General features: G+C 47.4%; 12 protein-coding genes and 1 tRNA gene. 8 read left to right on the top strand and 5 right to left on the bottom strand.

From position 1 onward, the window contains the following. Positions 1-501: 501 nt before the first annotated feature. Positions 502-1,230, bottom strand: a complete 729-nt coding sequence (locus C8267_RS00670) for a hypothetical protein (protein ID WP_106633296.1) — start codon at positions 1,228-1,230, stop codon at positions 502-504. A gap of 347 nt (positions 1,231-1,577) precedes the next feature. Between C8267_RS00670 and C8267_RS00665 the strand changes: the two genes are divergently transcribed. From C8267_RS00665 to C8267_RS00655, 3 genes are read left to right on the top strand one after another with little or no spacing between them, the layout of a single operon-like run. Beyond that, positions 1,578-4,961: a TerB N-terminal domain-containing protein gene (locus C8267_RS00665; protein WP_158699649.1), complete on the top strand. Its 3,384-nt coding sequence runs from the start codon at positions 1,578-1,580 to the stop codon at positions 4,959-4,961. Then, complete coding sequence (locus tag C8267_RS00660) at positions 4,958-6,289, top strand: ATP-binding protein (protein ID WP_106633294.1); 1,332 nt, start codon at positions 4,958-4,960, stop codon at positions 6,287-6,289. The genes C8267_RS00665 and C8267_RS00660 overlap by 4 nt, the downstream gene beginning before the upstream one ends. Further along, positions 6,289-8,436: a DEAD/DEAH box helicase gene (locus C8267_RS00655; protein ID WP_106633293.1), complete on the top strand. Its 2,148-nt coding sequence runs from the start codon at positions 6,289-6,291 to the stop codon at positions 8,434-8,436. The genes C8267_RS00660 and C8267_RS00655 overlap by 1 nt, the downstream gene beginning before the upstream one ends. 15 nt (positions 8,437-8,451) lie before the next feature. On the opposite strand, the gene C8267_RS00650 is transcribed toward C8267_RS00655, so the two are convergent. After that, positions 8,452-9,432 (bottom strand): IS30-like element IS4351 family transposase, encoded by a 981-nt coding sequence (locus C8267_RS00650; protein ID WP_005794072.1) that lies wholly within the window; start codon positions 9,430-9,432, stop codon positions 8,452-8,454. Positions 9,433-9,622: 190 nt separating this feature from the next. On the opposite strand from C8267_RS00650, the gene C8267_RS10805 reads away from it, so the two are divergent. After that, positions 9,623-10,699: a DUF6236 family protein gene (locus C8267_RS10805; RefSeq protein ID WP_158699648.1), complete on the top strand. Its 1,077-nt coding sequence runs from the start codon at positions 9,623-9,625 to the stop codon at positions 10,697-10,699. Between the two features lie 179 nt (positions 10,700-10,878). Here C8267_RS10805 and C8267_RS00645 read toward each other — a convergent pair whose 3' ends face one another. Next, on the bottom strand, positions 10,879-11,376 hold the full coding sequence (locus tag C8267_RS00645) for a DUF3408 domain-containing protein (protein ID WP_106633711.1): 498 nt from the start codon (positions 11,374-11,376) through the stop codon (positions 10,879-10,881). Between the two features lie 321 nt (positions 11,377-11,697). On the opposite strand from C8267_RS00645, the gene C8267_RS00640 reads away from it, so the two are divergent. Further along, positions 11,698-12,243 (top strand): mobilization protein, encoded by a 546-nt coding sequence (locus tag C8267_RS00640; RefSeq protein WP_234025640.1) that lies wholly within the window; start codon positions 11,698-11,700, stop codon positions 12,241-12,243. Continuing rightward, positions 12,228-13,463, top strand: a complete 1,236-nt coding sequence (mobB, locus tag C8267_RS00635; RefSeq protein ID WP_106633292.1) for a conjugal transfer protein MobB — start codon at positions 12,228-12,230, stop codon at positions 13,461-13,463. The genes C8267_RS00640 and mobB overlap by 16 nt, the downstream gene beginning before the upstream one ends. Before the next feature lie 178 nt (positions 13,464-13,641). On the opposite strand, the gene C8267_RS00630 is transcribed toward mobB, so the two are convergent. Beyond that, positions 13,642-14,859, bottom strand: a complete 1,218-nt coding sequence (locus tag C8267_RS00630) for a site-specific integrase (protein WP_106633291.1) — start codon at positions 14,857-14,859, stop codon at positions 13,642-13,644. A 386-nt stretch (positions 14,860-15,245) separates the two neighbouring features. Beyond that, positions 15,246-15,322, bottom strand: a tRNA-Asp gene (locus tag C8267_RS00625). Positions 15,323-15,989: 667 nt separating this feature from the next. On the opposite strand from C8267_RS00625, the gene C8267_RS00620 reads away from it, so the two are divergent. Beyond that, the gene (locus tag C8267_RS00620; RefSeq protein WP_106633290.1) at positions 15,990-16,685 is read left to right on the top strand and encodes an AlkZ-related protein; all 696 of its coding nucleotides are present in this window, start codon (positions 15,990-15,992) and stop codon (positions 16,683-16,685) included. A 121-nt stretch (positions 16,686-16,806) separates the two neighbouring features. Continuing rightward, positions 16,807-19,107 (top strand): TonB-dependent receptor, encoded by a 2,301-nt coding sequence (locus C8267_RS00615; RefSeq protein WP_106633289.1) that lies wholly within the window; start codon positions 16,807-16,809, stop codon positions 19,105-19,107. Positions 19,108-19,245 lie beyond the last annotated feature (138 nt).

The following is a 19,245-nucleotide window of genomic DNA, read 5'->3' as shown; positions in this document are numbered from 1 at the left end:
CAAAACGTTGTCCACCGATTAGGTGTCTTCACAATCGCATCGAATTACATCTTGCTTGCCTTGTGCTCTTTTACGACATAAAAGTAATCGTTTTTTCGGAAAAATGCAAATGCGTTTTTTTGCCTTGCATACTTGCGACTTTTCGCTTGAACATCCTATTTTCACAGGCACATATCGGATATATTAACGGGATATTTGTCCCGCTATTAGCGATTTTAATGAAATGGTGTCGTTGCTCTCTAGCTCCTCGTGTTGAGACATGTACTGATGTTCACGGCGAAACACAGTCCCAAGTGAGGTAAAGACCTTATTTCCCACATATCTGTATATTCACCCTAAAAAGGCAGGCCCGACAAGATGCATCTTATATCATTTTGGATGATGAGAAGGACACTCTGTTGCAACAAGATTCCCCGCTTCGTCAGAACAAATCCGGAAATAGGCCTTACGGCAGCGAATGTCCGAAAAGCTATATAAACTAAATACAATGCAAGCAACCATTTATTCAATCAGTTTATCAATTCTCTTCTGTTCGTATTTGACAAATTCAGTCAATTCCCGATTCAATTCCATTTGTTGCTGTTGAATATGACGGGCCATCTCAGTCTGAAATATGTTCAGTATCTTTTTCGCTTTCTCTATTGCAATATCTTCCTGACCGATTATTGTTGCAATGGTTTGTTGATAATGAGGTGCTATTTTCTGACATCTGCTTGCCATCTCTATTGTCATTTGATGGATAGCCTTTTCAATAAGAGGATTTGATAACTCTGCACTACCCAGCATTTTGGATAGAGTTGTGACCGTACTCGACCATAAGCCATAATCTTGGTGAATCTGCTTGAGCTGTTTCAATAAGGATTTTGCCGATTGATAGTTGCCTAACCGATCAGTCTGTATTGCAAGATTCGTTTGATTATAATAATTATCAACTGTTAACTTTTCCAAAATATACCGGTCTTCTTCCGTGAAATTGTTGTTTGCCAGTTTGGACGAATATTCAAGAATATGAAAAGGATTCATGTTGCGGCATATGGTCATGATATTAGTAGCCATGTCATCCAGTTGTTGTCGGGCTTGCTGCTGCCGGAGTAGTTTGATCTGAAGATCCCTATCCTTTTCGCCCTGTCTGACTGAAGAATATATAGTAGCAAACGCGGCAATGGTCATCAAGAAGGAGGTTATAGCACTTATTGCCGTCCAATCTATTGTACAGAGAGAAAAATCCATATTTAAGCAAGTTCGGTTTTTAAAGGTAGTTACTATTTTGTAATTATAAAAGATGGATGTTGTGTAGTGACCATTTTATATTCACTTATTCCGACATCTACTTGGCGGGGTGCTGTTATGATACATTTGGGTGTATTGAAAAATATGTAAATAATACGGATGGTTTATGTTACTTTAACCATTAAAAGTAATCAAAATCCATTATTTATGAGTATCTTTCGTAAATTATTATAGATACCGCAATGCCCATTCTCTATTTTATATTAGCTATTATACTCCTTATTACGTGGTTGGGGCCATACATTCTAATTGGCGTTATTGTCTTGCTCGTGAGTCGTTTTCTCTATATGTTAATCAAGGAACGGGACTCGATTTACGATGCAGGAGGAGAGCGCTCATCGGCCAAAAAACAAGTCAGAAAAGAAAAAGCTGCGTGTCGCGATTATCCGGGACGTAAAAAAAGCAGCCAATTACCGAAGCATCTTCAGAAGGCACGTAGCCAGCATGCAGAGCTAACTAATTTTATAGAAAATTTAGGAGGGACTGGCTCTGCTCAAAGAATTGTCAAACTGTTGTTGTCGTACCAAACGAGCTATTACAAGCAAAAGAATAGTGACAAATCGGATTTGTATGATTATATATTAAAAGCGGCCCAAAAAGAGTCGATTTCTGCTCAACAACATGTTAAACAAGATTATCTGGCCATTGTTCAGATTATTCAGGATCTAAAACAACATGTTAAATTTAATGATATCATACATTCTATATCTTCCGACACAACAGCGGATGTCGCCTCTAATATACCACAAGCCTCTGGCTTAAAATCAGACGATCAACTTGCTCAAACAAGGCAGGAACCGATTCCCCTCAAAGAAACTGGGGAGGATACAACTTCTTTCCGTAGCACCAAACAAAGCCAGGATATTGACAACAAGTCTACTCAAGTTATCAAAGAGAGTACAGAGCCACCTCTTAATCTGTCAAGGGCCAAAGATATTGCCCGGACGCTTCACGCAAGAGGTGATCTTGAATCAGAAATCACCTATATTGAGAACGTTATCCAACAATGCCACAATGCAGGTCAGCCATGCAATTATTGGGAGTTGCTACTAAAGGTGCGCAAATCCTACGTGCAAAGACAAAAATCATCCGTAATCTCCCAGATCATCACTGCATTACAGCAGAGAACGGCATTTTATTCGAAGTGTGAGCAAGATTCCAATTCCGCAATTAATCAACCAGCATTACAAGCCAATCAACCTCACTCTGCTCTTTTGCAAAATGCCGAATATTGTAAACAACTAAGAGTTCCCTATTGGGCTCCGACGTATATATATTTGGCGTCTGAACTTTCATATGCCAATAGCGCTCAGAAACGTTTTTATAATCATTTCAAAGAGCAATTCTTAAAAAACATATTCATAGATGTCAAAGGAAATCTAAATTATGTCTACATATTGATGTATGATTTGGCTGATGACTATATGTGTCATCGCGATTATACTCTTCTGAAGCAACAACTTGATACGCTCGCAGAAAAATACAATATAGAGGAGCGATACATTGACAATGCGATCAGGCAGGCTGTTATAACTGTTAAACAGAATGACGCATCGGAATCCTTACATCACTATGATAAAGCCTTTGGGCAACGTTGTAGATGGATTGCTTCGGGCGAAACTATGGAAATACAAGGCATCAAACTTGAGCGAGGTAATTTTTATGTGGGAGAATGTTTTTTGCTGCCGACTAAATTAATCAAGGCAAACGAATGCTCACATATATATGGATCTGTTGTAGATCCTGAGTTACCGATCCAAAAGGATGCCATGGAACCTCAAATCCCTTTCTGTACATATCGGGATATGACTCCACATCAACGGTATGAGTATCTCATGTGGTTGTCGGGTGGCATAAAGACTTCTGATGCGCCAGCGGAAATACTGTTGTTTTATCTATATGGATGTGAAATCCGGATGTTTATAGATCCGGAGACAAAGAAAGCAGATCGCCGATCCATCCTTTCAGATATAATATCGATCAGACATTCGCTTAATGAGGAACAATCGGACAGGTCGTATCAGTCAAATTGTTCAATTCGATATGCATTGGACGATTTTATTGGAAGTGCGTATTCTAAATATTTCAAGAATGATAAGTGTGAATTCGATCATGTTGAAATCTTGAAGCAGAATGCAGCATATCAAAGAATGGTGATATATCGTTCTGTCAAAGATATACAAGCCCTTTCAGCAAAAGTTATTTATGAGACAGCATTAAAGCTATACGATCTCGATCAGAAAATTCCAGGAAAATATCAGCCTGTATTGAGTCGTTTTTTTGCGGATTATTTTGCAAAAGAATACCACGATGTGTCTATTACCCGAATTTCACAGTCTTCGTATAATAATCGCTATATAAAACACGATAATGCAAGCCTGTTTAATTCAGAAGACGTAACATTATCATATACAATACCCTCAATTGACATAGACGTCTACTCAATACAGACAATCGTTTATGATTGTTATCATTATTCAATAAGTTTTTTCAGAGAATACTGCGATATTGTAAAAAGAGCCGATGGGAAAGAATCGGTTGAAGCTCTCTTTGCATTACCACAGGAAATCGACATTCTGGAAAATCCCCAAATCAAGGCTTTAGTCGATACTCTCCATGAGACGATTGAACGGGATCCATATGCCGTAATGAATATAGACGACTTGTTACGTCTTTGTGAGTGTCAATGCGAAAATGAATCAAGTTTGTACAAAAGCCATATCGAATCTATTCAAAATGGGCTTCGTCGTTTGGGGTATGGGATAGCTCCAGACTATGAACTTGATAAAAAGCGGCTCAACTTTCACAATAATTGTGTTGTTTACAGAAGTTTAGACCGAAATCAGATTCAACACCCGACGGAAGAGTATTTGAGGATAGATCTGTTTATTAAATTAGCCGCATATATAGTCCAGGGGGATAATATCCTTGATTCCGATATAGCCGCCATATTTGACTATATTCGAATCCATGGAACCAAACTTGAGAATGTCGAGCATCTATATGCGGTTGCCAAGTGGAGATTCTCATCTGTCAAGCAGATTCTTGACCAGCAAATTAAAAAATCTATTCAGGAGAATCTGACACAAAAGCAACAAGAAATATTTGGCCACGAATTGATACTCTATTCATGCACGAATGGGGATGTCCGTCCCAAACGAGCAGAGCGGCTAAAAAAAATATTACCGCTATTGGGCATAAATGCTGATAATATCCATGTTCTGATACACCGTACTCTTACTGATGATGAAGGTTTTGCTGTGGTGGAAAGGAAATCGGATGCCGTAGAATATCAAATTGGCCAAGCCAAACCAGCAGAAGCCCCTAAAGTTGTCATTAATCCCGAAAAACTCCGTATCTTTGAACAGCAGACCAAAGAAGCTCAAGAACTGCTGTCGGATATATTTGTTGAGGATGAAGACCAACAGCAGGCAAATACCCCGTCAAACAAGCCGGCCGGAACCTGGGTCGATATTCTGAAGTTGCTTCTGACCAAGGAGATTTGGGACCGGGTGGACATAGAACAAGAATGCAGGGAAAGAGGAGTAATGTTAGGTGCCGTATTGGAGCAGATCAATGATTTTGCATACTCCAGGGTCGATGATGCTGTTGTGGAAGATGACGGAGAGAAGCTATATATAACATTGGCTTATAAAGAACAATTAATATGATAAGACCTATCAAACCGAAGGAACGAGAGACCATTATTCAATCATTGCGAAGTGGAGTCGTGCCACGAGTGGGTTTACAGCACATCCAGGTTGGACGGGATAAAGAACTCAAATCTTTTGTCAAGGATGTCGCTACCATCGCAGACGGAGGGACCTCCTTTCGCCTTGTCATTGGTGAATACGGATCAGGTAAAACCTTCTTCCTTTCGTTGGTCAGAAGCATTGCCCTGGAAAAGGGCCTTGTAACAATGAATGCGGACTTATCTCCAACGAAACGTCTGCATGGAAGCGACGGTCAGGCCCGACTCTTGTTATCAGAGTTGATTTCATCGTTATCTACGCGAACCAAGCAGGATGGGAATGCGCTACCCAATATTCTTGAGAAATTTATTTCTACGGCCCGCGATATAGCAACTCAAAAAGGGCTGGATATTTCTTCCGCCATATACGAGCAATTGAATGAACTGAAAGAATATCCTGGTGGTTATGCATTTGCTCAGGTCGTCAATAAATATTGGACGGCATATGAAACCGGCGATGAAGAGTTAAAGGACAAAGTACTACGTTGGTTAAGGGCAGAGTATACAACAAAAACCGACGCCTTGAGAGATCTTGGTGTTCGTGAATTTATTAATGATGCAACATTCTTCAATACTCTGATTCTCTATTCTATTTTTGTCAGAAAGGCTGGATACAACGGACTGCTTATCTGTCTTGACGAAATGGTCAACTTATATAAGATCTCCAATAGCAGCTCTCGTAAAGCCAATTATGAAGAAATCCTATCCATACTGAACAACACGTTGCAAGGTACATTGTCTCATATTGGCTTTATCATGTCTGGGACCCCTGAATTTTTAACGGACGGGAATAGAGGCTTGTATAGCTATGAAGCATTAAAATCCCGGTTGAGTGAGAATTCGTTTTCGAAGGATCTCGGATTGACTGATTACAACACGACCGTATTAAGATTGGCCAATCTGACAAAAGAAGAAATGTTCATTCTGTTGAAGAACCTCCGGAATGTTTATGCAAGCGGGCATGAAGAACAATACCTGATTCCAGATGACGGACTCCTGGCTTATTTGAATCATTGTGCCAATAAGATAGGAGACAGTTATTTTAGAACACCACGGAATACAATCAAAGGCTTTTTGGATCTATTATCCATGCTTGAGCAATACCCGGATTTACAATGGTCCAGCATGATTGATCAGATAGAGGTTACTCAAGATGTCGAACCCACAGAAATAAGTGCGATTATTTCGCAGCAGGCAGATAAACAAAATGCAATTCATGAAGATGAATTTGCATCTTTCAGGTTATAATGAACAAGACTTCGAATTCATATTCTCTTCTTGATGAAAAGGTCCGTAAATGGATCTGGAGACAGGGCTGGACTTCTTTGAAAGACATTCAGGAAAATGCCATTCCTCTCGTTCTTGCTGGAGATCGGGATGTCATCATCAGTGCATCAACGGCTGGAGGAAAGACTGAAGCTGCATTTTTACCAATTCTCACCTCCATATTGCGAGATCTGGCACCAAAAGGTTGTCAGGTTTTGTATGTCAGCCCATTGAAAGCTCTGATCAATGACCAGTATAAACGCCTTGTCAATATGACTTCTGGAATGGATCTCAGCGTAACCCCGTGGCATGGTGACATTGATTTTTCCCGGAAAAAACGCTCCTTAAAAGAGCCCAATGGTATTATTATCATTACCCCGGAGTCGCTTGAATCTTTTTTCATCAACAAAAAAGAATATGTACTATCTGCATTTTCCTCGTTAAAGTATGTAGTAATAGATGAGTTGCATTCATTCATAGGAACGGAAAGAGGGAAACAGTTGCAGTCACTATTATGTCGTCTGGAACAAATCGTACGTCGGCATATTCCTCGTATTGCAATGAGTGCGACATTCTCTGATTATGACTCTGTCAAACAATTTTTACGCAATGATGGAGCTTTACCTTGTGCTATTCCTCCACAAGGGGACAGTAACCATGAAATCAAAGTCCTGGTCAAGGAGTATATTCGTCAAAAAGACAAGGATGTTACAGCGTCTATATCGGAGGAGATATATACACAATTGAGAGGAAGTAATAATCTGGTGTTCACGAATACTCGGGCAGAGGCCGAAATTTATGCTTTAAAAGCGATTGATTTGTGTGAGGCAAACGGAGTTCCCAATGAATTTAGAGTGCATCACGGAAGTTTGTCAAAAACAGAGAGAGAATCCGTCGAACGAGATCTGCAATGTGGAAAATATCCTGTGACAGCGTTCTGTACTTCCACGATGGAATTGGGTATAGACATTGGGAAAGTAAAATCCATTGCACAAATTGGTACTGCAAATTCTATATCTGGATTAAGACAGCGTCTGGGACGTTCAGGACGTCGTAATGAGCCTTCTACATTGCGGGTGTTTTCCATTGAAGACAAGAACAGCGGATTATTGTATGATCTGCATACCAATCTTGTGCAAAATATTGCAGTGATAGAATTAATGCGTGAGCACAGATACGAAGTGCCGGCCACAGGCAGCTATCACTTGTCTACACTCATTCAGCAGATTCTTGCCGTTATTGCACAGTTCGGTAGTTTTTATCCCAAAGAGGGGTGGTTACTTCTATGCGATAAAGGAGCTTTTAAAAATATTTCGCCTGAGTTATTCCTGAAAGTTCTTCGATCCCTTGGTGCAAACAAAGTCATTTCTCAATTAAATACCGGACAAATCGTAATAGGAGAGAAAGGCGAAGAATTGTTAAAGACCCCCGATTTCTATGTGGCGTTCAATTCCCCTGTTGATTTGACTGTTGTTGATAAATCAACATCAAAACGTATCGGGACTATTCAGTTCAAGCCAGCAACAAACACCGTAATTATTCTTGCAGGCAAAAGATGGATGGTTGACAGTTGGGATGAAAAGGTTGCTACAATTTATGTATCTCCTATCAAACATGGTGGAATAGCACAATTTAATGGTGATGGCATCGATACAGATCGTCTTATTACACTAAAAATGCGAGACATATATATGTCCGATACCATATATGCCTATTTGGATAAGCGCACAAAATGCAGAGAGGCTTTGGAAGATGGTCGGTTGTTCTTCCAAAAAAATAATGTAGCAAAAAACTCATTCATACAATACGGTAATAATATATACTTTTTAACCTGGGCTGGATCAAAAGTCAACCGTACAATATCGTTAATTGCTGAGTATCGCTTAGGGAAGTCTTGCCCGTACGGAAGTTTTTTCGTTGAGAATATCACATCACAAGATATAGAGAAGATAAAATCAGCAGATAAACCCAATGGAGAGGAATTGGTAAAGTTAAAATCCCGTCCTGTTAAAATAGCTCAAAAATACGACTATTTATTATCGGAAGATTTATTAGATAGCGAATATGCTAATTCATATTTGGATGTAGAATTGGCATGGGCTGTATTAATAAATAGATATTCTTCATAATTACAAATGCTGAATTCAACTTGCAAATGCAACAGAATTCTGATTAATAATTTGTTTAAATTTTTCGTTTGGCGTGAGGTATCCAAGTCTTTTACGAGGTCGATTATTGAGTTTATTTTCAATCCACTTAATCTGTTTGTTGGTTACTTCACTAAAGTCCTTACCCTTTGGGATATACTGCCTGATAAGCCCGTTGGTGTTTTCATTGGCACCACGTTCCCATGAGTGGTATGGTTTGCAAAAATAGAATTTTATTTCCAATTTTTGCGCAATTTCCTCGTGCTTTGCAAACTCCTTTCCATTGTCAGCCGTAATTGTGTGTATTAAGTTTTTCACTTTCCGCAGTGCCCATACTGCAATCTTAGCTACCGGGATGGCTTCTTTTCCCGACAACTTGCGTATCCAGACCCTGCTTGTTGCTCTGTCGTTAATGGTAAGAATGGCACCTTTGTGGTTCTTACCAATAATTGTATCTATCTCTAAATCACCAAATCTCTCCTTCAGTTCCACTATCTCGGGACGCTCATCAATATCCACCCTGCCTGGGATAAATCCTCGCCCTGCATTTTTAGAACCACGTTTGGCATACCTGCGACCTTGTCTGCGAAGATATTTGTGCAGTTTGCCACCCCGCCGCTTATCCTCCCAAATCCAGCGATATATCGTTTCGTGAGATACCATCGCAATTCCCTCCAAGCGGCTCCTGCCGACAATCTGCTCCGGGCTGAATCCTTTCTTCAACAGCTTTATTATCCGTTTTCTCATTGCCGGTGTAAGCACTTCCTTGCGATGTTTTTGCTGCTTGCGCCTGTCTGCTTTTCGCTGGGCAAGCTCCATGCTATAGCTACCACTTCGGGCGTCGCAATTGCGCTTTATCTCCCTGTAAACAGTGCTTTTATCTACTCCGATAGCTTCCGCTATTGCTTTTTTGCTCATCGGTATTTGCAACATCATAGAAATTGCATACCTTTGTTCCTCGGTTATATGTTTGCTCATCTGCAACTTTTTTTTCTTTGGACGGACAATTAAAGCAAAGATAGCAAACTTTATCCATTCAGAGTGAGAGAAAGGGGGACATTGTCTCTCTTTCCTCTCTGAAAAATAAATGTTTTTATTGCTTATTATCCGCACCCAAAAAGTTGCATTTATAAGTTGAACTCAAGAATATTTATTAATCAAACCATATATGGCATTTACACGAGCTCTTTATTATCCCACAATTGATATTACTAATGAAACTTGGCTTAAAACAGCTATTTTGTATTGGGATGAAATCAATACAATTGTTCCATCATCAATATCTCATCCGTATAAACAACCTGCCACTCAATTTTTATCAGAAGAGGGTGTTATAAAACCACTTTTGGTCGATCCTGATATGAATCTAATCGAGGATTTGGTTGATGATGTCTCCAAATATTTAGATAGTGAAGAGGGGCACCAGGTCCTAATGCATGCGAAAGATGATGTTACAAAACATTCCCAAAAAACATCGAGGAAGATTCATCAAATTCATCCAGAAAAGTTTGCGCACGAGATATGGCATCAACTACAAAACTGTAGAGGCGAAGATGGTTGGCTTTATGTAGATGAAGGGTTTGCTAATTTTTATATGACATTACTCACGAATCGATTATGTGAGCAGTATAGCATTGCTCCTCTAACGGATAATACATGCACTTCTAATCTTAGTAATTTAACTAGACTTGATAATCAAGTAGCCATCTGCAATCATAGGAATTATCCGTGGGGAGATTCTCATATTCGTAATAGAGGACATCAACTATCACAAGGCATTCTTATGGATCTATCTTTTAAAGGGATAAGCATTTCTAACGAGGTGTCTATTCATGATATACTCGAATTTAAAAGAAAACATCAAGATGAATTAGGGTTATTTAGAATGAATCTTGAGAAACTTACTAAAAATATTTCAGCAGATGCGACTATCGAACAAATACGGCAACAAGTCTATGATATATATGTAAACCAATTTTTGCCTGGATATGATGATTTAAAAGAATCATTGAGCGGAGCTGGGATAAAGTGGGTTGCTAATAATTTTATGAAAATATCATTTTTTTCGACCGGAGGAACAGCCATTCCAACCGCATTGCTTGGATTATCAATTCCCTCTGCTTTGCTAGCAGGCGCTGTTGTATCAGTAATATCATCTGCTGTTTTATATAATATTGAGAAGCGTGATATTTTGAGGCGTAATCCATATTCATATTTGTTGGCTATAAACAAGAATTGTAGATAGTTAGGTAGCTCTATCTCAAAATTGAGTTTGGAAAGTACATTCTGATTCTCTTTTTAGGCCTGTATCTTTTTTGCGGACGCCTAATGTGCATTCCAAGAGAAAGGCTATTGGGCGGTAAAGTCTCAAATTAAAACCTTACCGCCCAACACCTTCGAAGAACCGGTTTGAACAAACTGAAGTTAAAACATCCGGCGACAGTTCTTCTTTTCGTGAAGATCGTTCAATTCATCACCATACAGATCGAGTACGAAGCACAACATGTTATCCACGAGTGCCGTCAACCTCGCGCCGTCCCCACCCAGCAGGTGGAGGACTGCCATCACCCGTCGTCTGGTCGAAAGGCTGACATAGATAGCCGAACGTTCACAACCGCATCGAACCGGTTTGAAAAAGGTTTCCTGGAAATCGGGAAGCTGGACTCGCTTCCGACGGGTGACCGTTGGCACCGTATCCGGCCCAGAGGCCGCTGTCTTCTCTCCGTGGGGCAAAGTCGCCGGAGTGGGCCGAGCCTCCGGGAGGTTCAGAAGCGCATCATCCGGAGCGACCTTTGCCGGCACAGCATCTACCGTTACGGGAAGGAGATTCGGGAGAAGCTGCGCAAAGGTCTCATCAATAGAAGCTTTCTTATGTGCACTTTGTTTGGATGTTGGCTTTGAAGTTTGCTTGGTTCGGTTCATGAGTACAAATATTAAAGGTGAAACGACAAATTGACTACATCCATTCATAGACGATTAATTTCATGTGCGGATCTTCTCAAAACACCATTCTCGCATGTTTTCATTTCGGCCTCTTCACATGAATAAACGAACTGATGGAGAGTTTCCGCCACAAGATACGACAAGACTCCTAATTCCCGCCCCGGTGTCCTCCGGAGGCCTTGCATGGCCGACAATCGTGCTTTTTAATCCCTGAATATCCTCGTAATATTGCAGCGAAGAATCCGCCCGAGATTTTTTGTTTCGGAGATGCTCTTTCAAGAGCGGAGACACCCTTTTTGGATGCCGGAACTGTACCCGTCGCCTGACGGGAGCGAGCTGTGTTTTTGTCCGACAACCGGCGGTTTGTCCGACAAAAACGCTCGCTCTGCGAGGCGGGCGGTGTTCTCCCAAGTCGAACCCCAAATCTTCCATCGAATGACTCGTCAGCGAAAACACAACCCCCAATCTCAAACTCCGAGTTACAAATACTCGTTCCGTCTCAACGAGGAGCAGGAGATCCGCTTCCGGCAGATGCTTGCAGCCGCCGGATTGGAGCACAATCGCAGCCGGTTCATCGTCAAACGACTCTTTGCCGAGCGCTTCGAAGTCATCCGCCGTGACCCTTCAAAGGTGGAGTTTCTGACACGACTCAATGACCTTTACTTCCAGTTTCAGCGCGTCGGAAACAACTACAACCAGGTGGTCCGAGCCATCAACAGCCACTTCTCCAATGTCTCGATTCCGCGCCAGATCGCTGCGTTGGAACAGCATACCAGCGAGTTGAAAGCGTTGAGTATAGAGATTCTGAATCTTACCAAACAGGCCGAAGGATGGTTGCGAATATAAGGACGGGAGCAACTGTCGGCGGAGCTGTCCGCTACAACGAGGAGAAGGTTAACCGCGGGCAGGCAGAGGTGCTCTTCTGGAATCGGATGCTCGATCCGTTCGATACCGCAGGCCGCATGAGCCACGAACGGTGCATGGCCAGTTTCGAACCCTTTCTCCAGGCTAACCGGCGAACGACCAACACGGTCTTCCATGTCTCGCTGAACCCCTCGCCCGAGGACCGTCTGACCGATGAGCAACTGGGCGAGATCGCCCGCGAATATATGGAGCGGATGGGCTACGGCGAGCAGCCCTATATTGTCTTCAAACATGGAGACATCGCACGCGAACATCTGCACATTGTCTCATTAAGGGTTGATTCGACGGGCCGGAAGATCTCTGACTCGCATGAGTATGATCGTTCGATGTCGATTCTGCGGGACCTCGAGCAAAAATACGGGCTACACCCGAGCATCAAGGGACAGGAACTGCAGGATTGGGAAGGCTTGCGCAAGGTGGATTATCAGAAGGGAGACGTCAAGCAGCAGGTCTCCTCCACCGTAAGGTCGTGCCTGCGGCATTATCGCTGCGCCTCTTTTGGGGAATGGCGGACGCTGCTCGAAACCTTCAATGTCTCGGTCGAGGAACGAACCGGGACCATCGAAGGACGTGATTATGCCGGGATGATTTACGGCGCGCTGACCGATGATGGCTATGGCATCGGGACGCCGTTCAAGTCGAGCCGGATCGGGAAGGATGTCGGTTATGAGGCCCTGCAACGCTATTACGAGCGATCGAAAACGGCCTTGAAGGAGCCCGGAGCACTTGATGAGTTGCGGGAAAAGATTGCGGATGAAATGGCGCGGTGTTCAAGCCGGGCGGAGTTCTGCAAGCGGCTGCACGACAAGGGCGTTGATGCTGTATTCCGCCTCAATGCTGCAGGACGAATCTACGGCGTGACCTTTATCGACCACAAGCAGGGAATCGTAGCCAACGGCTCCCTGCTGGGCCGTAGTTTCTCGGCCAATGCCTTCGAACAGTTGTTCCATGCTGAAGCAAAGGAGCGTGGAGTCTCTTGGGAATCCTCAGCGCAGGCGCAGTCTTCCTCAAAGAGCCCTTCCTGTCCGAATCAGTCGTACCATCCGTTGGACGCTGTTCTGGAATTAGTCGATGTACAAACCTACGAAGAGCAACAACAGCAGATTCGGAAAAGGAAGAAAAGGTCCATGAATCGGCACTGATCCAACCTCATATTATACTACACAGGCACAATGAACACCCGTCACTGCCGCCCGGTCAGCAAGATAGCCACAACATGCAAAGAGGCCAAGAGAACTGCTCTTGTCCTCGTTTGCATAGGGCGGCTTTGTCTCTTTTGCTGTCCGGGCGTTCCGAAAATTCCTCAAATGTTCCGACGGGCTACAACGCCATATTTTCAGCAACGACCTCCATGTCGCGCATGATCGACGAGTCGAGGACCTTCGCATAGCGGCGCGTCATGTTGACGTTGGCATGGCCGAGCATCTTGGCAACGTTGTCGATCGTCGCGCCGCTGGCCAGCGTCAGGGTTGCGAACGTATGGCGCGCACAATGAGTCGACAGATTTTTGGGGATGCCGCAGATGTCGGCCAGCTCCTTCAAGTAGGAGTTCATCTTCTGGTTGCTGCATACGGGAAGCAGCACGCCGCGCGTCTGGCAGTAGGGGTGTTCCCTGTAACGGTCGAGGATCTTTTGCGCCTCGTCGAGCAGCGGAATGTTGCACATGTTCTTGGTCTTCTGCCGCGCCTTGCGAATCCAGATCTTGCCGTGGATGTCCACCACGAGATGCTCCGCCTTGAGCTGTTGCACGTCCGTAAAGGCCAGCCCCGTCAGACAGCAGAAACAGAAGATGTCGCGGACCTGCGCCAATCGAGGGATCGAGATCTCCTTGTGGAGCATCGACAAAAACTCCTGTTTCTCCAAAAAAGGTCGGTCGACCGGCTCCATGTGGATATGTTTGCCGTGAAACGGGTCCTTCGGAACCCATCCGTTGCTTTGCGCAATGCGGATGATCTTCTTGAAGTTTTTCAGATTCTTCATCACCGTATTGTGAACGCATCGTCTCTCGGTCTTCATGTAGAACTCATAATCCTCGACCAAATGGACCGGCAATTCGTCCAGATAGAGATCCTCGGAGCCATACTCCTTTAGCAGAAACTCCCCCGTGATGCGCATCAGACTCTCGTAACGCTGTACGGTCGATGCGGTGAAGTCGATTCCGATCAAAGCCCGGCACCGTTTGTTGTGTTCCCGAAAGACCTCCATCAGGGTATGGCGTTCGGGAAGGTCCTTGCCCAGGTAGCGATCCATAATCCCCGTAGCCGTAATCTCTTTCCCTTCTGCCTCCAGCGTGCGTCGCGTTTGCGCAATATTGAACGAGATGGCCTCCAGCAGCCGGTTAATCTCACGGCCTTCCCGGTTGTTTTCCACAGCCTTGCCTCGGGATTGATTCCAATACCGGGGCAAGATGCGGGCCCGAGCACAAACTTCGGCACGTTGGCCGTTGACTGTGAGGCGTACATAAATCGGCGCTTTCCCTTCCTTGTCGATCCGGGTCTTGCGCAGGTAGTAAATCAGCGTGCAGGTTGTCCTTTCCATAACATCGTATTTACAGGTTGCAAAATTACTTTCAAGAGCCTTTTGCGTCAAGATGAAATACGATGCAAATCAATGAGTTAAATGCTTATTCGGTGGACGATTCGGCCCTCGGAAAAAGTCCACCGATTTGGACACCAGAAACCGGTTGTTTTTTGCTTTCTCATGCAGATAATCNGCCTTTTGCGTCAAGATGAAATACGATGCAAATCAATGAGTTAAATGCTTATTCGGTGGACGATTCGGCCCTCGGAAAAAGTCCACCGATTTGGACACCAGAAACCGGTTGTTTTTTGCTTTCTCATGCAGATAATCTAAAAACAAAAAGCCTCGTAAACTACTCGTTTACAAGGCTTTTGCTTTATTTAACCCGACTCTTCGTCGGTCTCTGGCGGTGCGTAGGGGACTCGAACCCCTGACCCCGTGCGTGACAGGCACGTATTCTAACCAGCTGAACTAACGCACCCCTTTTCGGTATTGCGAGTGCAAAGATACAGCCATTTTTGAAAACCGCAAATTTTTTCGCCACTTTTTTTCTTCCAGCAGCGGTTGCCGGGCAAAATTCCGTCGCTGCAGCCGCCTGTCACAAGGGTGCAGCACCGCAGACACCCCGGCAATGAAGGGGCTGACACGAGTTCGCGACAGGATGGCCTGGTCTGAACAGGGCTGTCGCATGGACGGGGCAGGACCGGGCGAGACTGGCGCACGGGTGCGGCACAATGGACAGAGCCGGCAAGGGCTAGTGCATGGGCACGGCTCGATAGGCGGAGCCAGGCGGGACTGCCGCACGGGCGCGGTACGATGAGGAGAGCCGGGCGGGGCTGGCCGTTAGCCTACAACACGGCGGACGCGGCAGGTTCGATACCGACCGTTTTCCCGGCTGGGAAGGAAGAGGCTATGCGGAAAAATCGTATCTTTGCGTCAGGACCCGACCGGGGTAAGGCCGCATGCCGGACGCAACGTGCTCGGCAAAAAAGCACGTCCTGTAAGGAGGCCGGAGGCACTGCCGAAAGCATAGTCCGAAGGCGCAACTCGGAGATACTGCCCAGAGCAGCAACCCGGAAACATAGTCCGGAGCCGTTGCCCGGAAACGGGTCCGAGGCAAAAGAGACAAAAGAATCTGAATCTGAATTATGGAACAACACCTTTTGGAAAGTCCGACCGACGTGGAGGAGCGCTGTCTGGAGCTCGGCTTCCTCCCCTTCTTCCGATGCGGCATCCCCGGCTTCTCCATCGAGGAGATGGTCGCCCGCGAGTACTGGTTTACCGACGAGGAGGGGGCCTGGGAGTGGAAGGGTCCCATCATCCGCGACGGGCAGTGCGCCTACGGCAAGTTCTTCAACCGCAAGGCGGGATTCGTCAGCCGCGCATGGCTGCCCGACTGGGCCAACTACCGCCGCTCGCTGCATCTGGCGCCGAACGACGACGCGGCGGCGCTCGACGACGTGGTGCTGCAGACGATTCTGGCCGAAGGGTCGGCCACCATCAAGGAGCTGCGCCGGATGCTGGGCTTTGCCAAGGGGCGCGGACGGCGGACGGCGACGGACCTCGAATCGGAGGTGGCCGAGGATGAGAAAATATCGCTCGACCCAATTCTCACGCGGCTGCAGATGGAGGCACGGCTGGTCATCGCCGACTTCGAATACAACATCGACCGCCACGGCAACCCCTACGGCTGGGGCGTGGCGCGCTACATGGCACCCGAATCGCTCTACGGCCCGCTTCGGACCGAGCGTACGCCCGAGGAGTCGTTCGAGCGCATCCGCGACCACTTCCGGGAGCTCTTTCCCGCCGTTCCCGAGAGCCGCCTGCGGAGGCTGATTGGCTGACGCGGGCCGCCCGGCAGGCGGCAGGAGTCAGGTGCCGGGCGGTGCGGCCATCCGCTGCCTTGCGGCGGCTGCGCGACCGTTTTTTCATTATCTTTGTTCCCTCTACCCCACGTCCGAAACAATGAAAATCCTCGCCATAGTGATTGCCGCGCTCGGCTGTCAGCTCTGTCTGGGACAGAGCCTGACGATTTCGGGGCGAATCGTCGACGAACAGCATCGGCCCGTTCCGTTTGCCAACGTTGTCCTGCTCCACGGCAGCGACACGCTGAGCATGGTGCAGGGTACGGCCTCGGACCTCTCGGGCCGATACGCATTCGAGGGGGTCGCCCCCGGAGCGTATCTGCTGAAGGCTTCGTTCGTGGGATACAAAACCGCCTCCGCACGGCTGCAGGCCGCGAGGAGCCGGAGCTGCGACCTGCTCCTGCAGCGCGACTCCATGTCCATCGGCGAGGTGGTTGTCGAGGGGGAACGGAGCATTCGGAGCATCGACAAAAGCTCCTACCTCTTCTCCGAGGCCCAAATCGCGCAGGCATCCGACGGCCGCGAGCTGGTCGCCACGCTGCCCAATCTCCGCATCGACAGAACCTCCGACGCGCTGGCAACGGTCAACGGGAAGAGGCTGCTGCTGCTCATCAACGGCATCAAGGCCTCGGACGAGGATTTGAGGCTGATTCCGGCCGACAAGATACGCAAGGTCGAACTCTACGACGTCCCGCCGATTCGCTACATGAACGATGCCGAACGGGTGGTCAACATCCTCACCAAACCGCTCGATGCGGGTTGGAGCGGCAACCTCTACGGAACACTGGGACAGATGTTCTCGAATGCCTCCGTCACACTCTCCCACGTCAGAGGCGACAATCGCTTCACGTTCCACTACGGCGCCCACATCAACATGAAACGGGAGGTCCGGAACCGGGAAACGGGCCGCTACGCCTACCGAATCGGCGAGGAGAACTACCTCTACGACTATCTGCGCGAGAGCCTGAAGTGGGGCCACCAGCACAACTTCGGGTTGACCTATACGCGCAGCAGGGAGCAGAGCTACGACCTGCAAATCAAGGCATCGGCCCATACGGACAACGAGTGGATGGAGGCCGACAAACGCATCTCCTTTGCACGGAACACGCTGCAGGAGGAGCGCACGGGGCGTCTGACCGACCGCACCGAAAGCCTCGTACCGACGCTCGACCTCTATTTCGCGAAATACTTCTCGGAGCGCAGCACGCTGGTTGTCAACCTTGTGGGAAGCTATTTCGACAACCGTCAGCGAACCCGTTCGACGGAGAGCGGCACCACGGGATTCGACGACCTGATGCTGCTCGACAACCGGAAGAGCAGCCTGATTGGCGAGGCGGCCTACCTCCACCGCTTCTCCCGCGCCCAGCTCACGGTCGGCTACCGCAGCCAATGCAACTTCCTGTCGAACCGGCTGCGCAACTCGGTCTCCGGGCAGCCGCAGAGCGAAAGAATCAACACGCAAAAGCACTACCTCTATGCGGAAATCAGCGGCAAGCTCCATTCATGGCTCTACCGAGCCAGTCTGGGCGCCACGGCTGACATCCGCTCGGGTGAGGACGGCTTCCGCCACCTCACCTTCACGCCGGTCGTGATGCTCGGCTACGCCATCGACCGGGCCAACACGCTGCGCCTGGCCTACCACTCCGACACCCGGATGCCGAAGATGCAGCAGATGTCCGAGGCGCGGATTCTGCTCATGAGCGATTTCTACCAGACGGGGAATGCCGAGCTGAAAAACGCACACCGCCAGAGCTGGAGGCTGAGCTACGACCTCCAGCTGCGCAGGTTCTCGCTGCAGGCGGCGCTTTTCCACGAACAGACGCGCAACAGCCTGTTCGACTCCTACCGTTCGGGCGACGGCTGCATGCTGCTCCAGACCGACAACGCCAAGCGGGACATCCGCCGCGGCTTCGAGCTCAATCTGGACTGGACGCCCTGGAAGTTCCTGCGCATCGGCGGCAGCGCAGAGGCCGCACAGCAGCATTTCCAGCCGTCGGAGGCATCCGCGACCTATCGCTGCTGGAGCTTTCCCGTCACGCTCTACCTCTCGGCCAATTACCGGAACTTCTCGTTCGACCTATACCAGAAGCTCGGGGGCACCTATCTTTCGGGGCTCTACAAGAGCGGCATCGAGAAGGCCTCCTACGTCAGTCTGGGATATACGCACGGCTCCCTGCGCGTTGCGCTTCAGTGCTTCTTCCCCTTCATGCAGGACCAATACTCGAACCGCACCATTCCCGAAAGCGTGGTACGCCACAACACGGACTACCACCTGAGGAGCAAGGACCACGCCGTGGCGCTGAGCCTTTCGTGGAGCTTCGGAACGGGACGCAGACGGGCCGCCATGCGGCAGCGCATCGAGAACCGCGACGACGACAGCGGCGTGTTCCGCATCAAATAGGCCGCTACCCCACCCCCGGCCGGGCGTCCGGACCAGAGCGGCGGCACCACGGACCCAGGCGGAGGGAGCAGCCCAATCCCGGGCGGAAACGCAATCCCGGTCCGGGCGGCGGCACAACCCAGTCCAAGCGGCGTCAGT

The sequence above is a fragment of the Alistipes sp. Marseille-P5061 genome, from assembly GCF_900290115.1.
Taxonomy (GTDB): domain Bacteria; phylum Bacteroidota; class Bacteroidia; order Bacteroidales; family Rikenellaceae; genus Alistipes; species Alistipes excrementigallinarum.
This window is presented reverse-complemented; position numbering and strand designations above follow the sequence as displayed.

Excerpts from the sequence above, each read along its gene's own strand:
- C8267_RS00670 (WP_106633296.1), bottom strand. The coding sequence starts at position 1,230 with ATGGATTTTTCTCTCTGTACAATAGATTGGACGGCAATAAGTGCTATA.
- C8267_RS00665 (WP_158699649.1), top strand. The coding sequence starts at position 1,578 with ATGTTAATCAAGGAACGGGACTCGATTTACGATGCAGGAGGAGAGCGC.
- C8267_RS00660 (WP_106633294.1), top strand. The coding sequence starts at position 4,958 with ATGATAAGACCTATCAAACCGAAGGAACGAGAGACCATTATTCAATCA.
- C8267_RS00655 (WP_106633293.1), top strand. The coding sequence starts at position 6,289 with ATGAACAAGACTTCGAATTCATATTCTCTTCTTGATGAAAAGGTCCGT.
- C8267_RS00650 (WP_005794072.1), bottom strand. The coding sequence starts at position 9,432 with ATGAGCAAACATATAACCGAGGAACAAAGGTATGCAATTTCTATGATG.
- C8267_RS10805 (WP_158699648.1), top strand. The coding sequence starts at position 9,623 with ATGGCATTTACACGAGCTCTTTATTATCCCACAATTGATATTACTAAT.
- C8267_RS00645 (WP_106633711.1), bottom strand. The coding sequence starts at position 11,376 with ATGAACCGAACCAAGCAAACTTCAAAGCCAACATCCAAACAAAGTGCA.
- C8267_RS00640 (WP_234025640.1), top strand. The coding sequence starts at position 11,698 with ATGCCGGAACTGTACCCGTCGCCTGACGGGAGCGAGCTGTGTTTTTGT.
- mobB (WP_106633292.1), top strand. The coding sequence starts at position 12,228 with ATGGTTGCGAATATAAGGACGGGAGCAACTGTCGGCGGAGCTGTCCGC.
- C8267_RS00630 (WP_106633291.1), bottom strand. The coding sequence starts at position 14,859 with ATGGAAAGGACAACCTGCACGCTGATTTACTACCTGCGCAAGACCCGG.
- C8267_RS00620 (WP_106633290.1), top strand. The coding sequence starts at position 15,990 with ATGGAACAACACCTTTTGGAAAGTCCGACCGACGTGGAGGAGCGCTGT.
- C8267_RS00615 (WP_106633289.1), top strand. The coding sequence starts at position 16,807 with ATGAAAATCCTCGCCATAGTGATTGCCGCGCTCGGCTGTCAGCTCTGT.